Source organism: Armatimonas sp., from assembly GCF_043760365.1.
Taxonomy (GTDB): Bacteria; Armatimonadota; Armatimonadia; order Armatimonadales; family Armatimonadaceae; genus Armatimonas.
Genome location: NZ_JAYUPA010000307.1, coordinates 1 through 1930 on the forward strand (window position 1 = coordinate 1; position 1930 = coordinate 1930).

3 protein-coding genes are annotated in these 1930 nt (G+C 62.2%); 2 read left to right on the top strand and 1 reads right to left on the bottom strand.

The window, feature by feature from the left end; genetic code table 11:
* Nucleotides 1–944, bottom strand: a 944-nt coding sequence (locus tag ACH2EH_RS07350) for a hypothetical protein (protein ID WP_395140355.1), incomplete at its 3' end; no start/stop codon positions are given.
* Between the two features lie 49 nt (nucleotides 945–993).
* On the opposite strand from ACH2EH_RS07350, the gene ACH2EH_RS07355 reads away from it, so the two are divergent.
* Nucleotides 994–1266 carry a hypothetical protein gene (locus tag ACH2EH_RS07355; protein ID WP_395140357.1) on the top strand — a complete coding sequence of 91 codons (273 nt, stop codon included), beginning with the start codon at nucleotides 994–996 and terminating at the stop codon, nucleotides 1264–1266.
* A 191-nt stretch (nucleotides 1267–1457) separates the two neighbouring features.
* A partial coding sequence (locus ACH2EH_RS07360; RefSeq protein WP_395140359.1) for a Type 1 glutamine amidotransferase-like domain-containing protein occupies nucleotides 1458–1930 on the top strand: 473 nt, incomplete at its 3' end.

Here is a 1930-nt window from a genome sequence, read left to right on the forward strand (position 1 = left end):
AGGGAGGCCAGAAAGAGGGCGATGCCACCGTCGGGGATGTCGGCGAACTTGGGCAAGAGCGACGGGTAGGCGTAGCGCAGCACCGTGCCATCCCACTCCCCATTGAGCGGTGTCCCGCTCAGGCGGCTGGTGACCCGGCGCAGGCGGCGCTCAAAGTCCAGCTCCGCCTCGAAATTTCCTGCGGAGTGGGTGACAGACCATCCGTTGGTTCCTTGCTCGGCGCGGTAGGAGGCACCGTCAAGGGCTTTGAGGACGAAGGCGGGGCTTCCCTTTTCCAGTGCCATAGCGGCGACAGCGGTTTGTTGGGGGAGCAGATCACTCTTGAGCACCTCGCCCTGCGGCCCCACCCAGAGGGCACCGCGCTCCCGCTCCTTAGGGTAGCCCAGCTCCAGGGTACGGTAGCGCAGCCGCCGCGCCATCACGACTTCGTCGCGGAGCTTGAGCGGCTCCTCGCGCTCTTCGGTCAGGAAAAGTGTTCCGGAGAGGAGCCCCGGCGTGGCCTCTTCCCGGAGGAGAGTGAGCGCCTGCTCCACTGGGCTGCCGCGTCGCAGTAAGCGCCCCAGTCCGAACCAGAGCAGGGCTTCGTGCACCGCACCAAGGCTGTTTTTCGCGGGCGTGACAGTCCCTCGCAGGCCGCTGCGCTGGAGCTGGAGCGAGCCATCGAGCGCCTGGCTGACCTCCACGCTCTGCGCCGCACTGCCCGGTACACGCAAGCGCCCCTGGCCCTGATCCACTCCGCCCATTGCCTGAATCCGTCCGGAGAAATCCAGTGTGGGCTCGTCGGGTTTTTGGGGCATTCCTAGGAGCCGCAGCACAACGCTGCCGCGCACCAGCTCCACGGTCGTGGTGAGCCGCTCGGGGAGACGCGTCTGGGTACTGCTGCGAAACCAGGCGCGCGGAAGGGTGAGCTGAAAGGCAAGGTCCTCGTCACGCCGCAGAATCATAGTGACTATTTCTCTAAGGGAGCCAACAAAACCTGCCGATACTTGAACTATGCGTTCCTTCGAGCACCATCAAGCCGATTTTATGCGGACAGTCTACACACTGCGCCATATCGACACCGCAGAGTTCGTCTGCCTACGTCAGAGTGGCGACGAGTACCTTGCGGCGTTCTCCGACGGTGACTCCGCGATGCGTTTCCGCGCCGAGCTCTGCCTTATTGAGTTTGTGGACATCATCCCCGTTCGTCTGGACAGTGTTCCCTTTGATCACTACTACCTCGACGGCGAACTCACCACGCGCTCCTTACTGACAACAGCCCACTAGTTTTTCCGCCCCAGTGGGTACTAGCGTTTTTTGAAGGACGAATCCCCTAAAACACTCTGAAAGCACTGGATGTTGCACTAAGGGCTCTCAGTCATAAGGTCGTGATGCCAGAGCTTGTATTAGTGCAAGGGCTAGGGCTGAGTAACATCGTTATTCAGCCCAAAAAGTAGCGGGCACGGTACACTCTGTCTATGCAAACGGTGATTCTGCACGGCGGTGGGACGACGGCTCCAGAGACGACGAAGCGGCTGATCGAGCTTAGCGGCGGCCCTCAAGCACGAATTGTTGTGCTGGCGCACACGGGCGAGGATGTGGCGGGTAAGGCGAAGCGCTCGGCGGACTGGCTGCGGGAAAACGGGGCTAAAGATGTGCTGGCTCCGGTGGGTGTTTCCGAAGCGCTGGCGGCGCTGGAGAAAGCCGCTGGGGTCTGGATTCCGGGCGGCGATCAGAATGTCCTGATGGCGACTTTCGCGGGCACGGAGCTGGCGATGCGCCTGCGGGACAAGAAAGTCGTCGGGGGCACGAGTGCGGGCGCGGCACTGATGAGCAGCCTGATGCCCACCGGTGAGGGCGACAGCAAGACCATGCGCAAGGGCAGTGTCGCAGTCAAGCCCGGACTAGGCGCACTGCCCCATGCAATTGTAGATACCCACTTCTTTGTCCG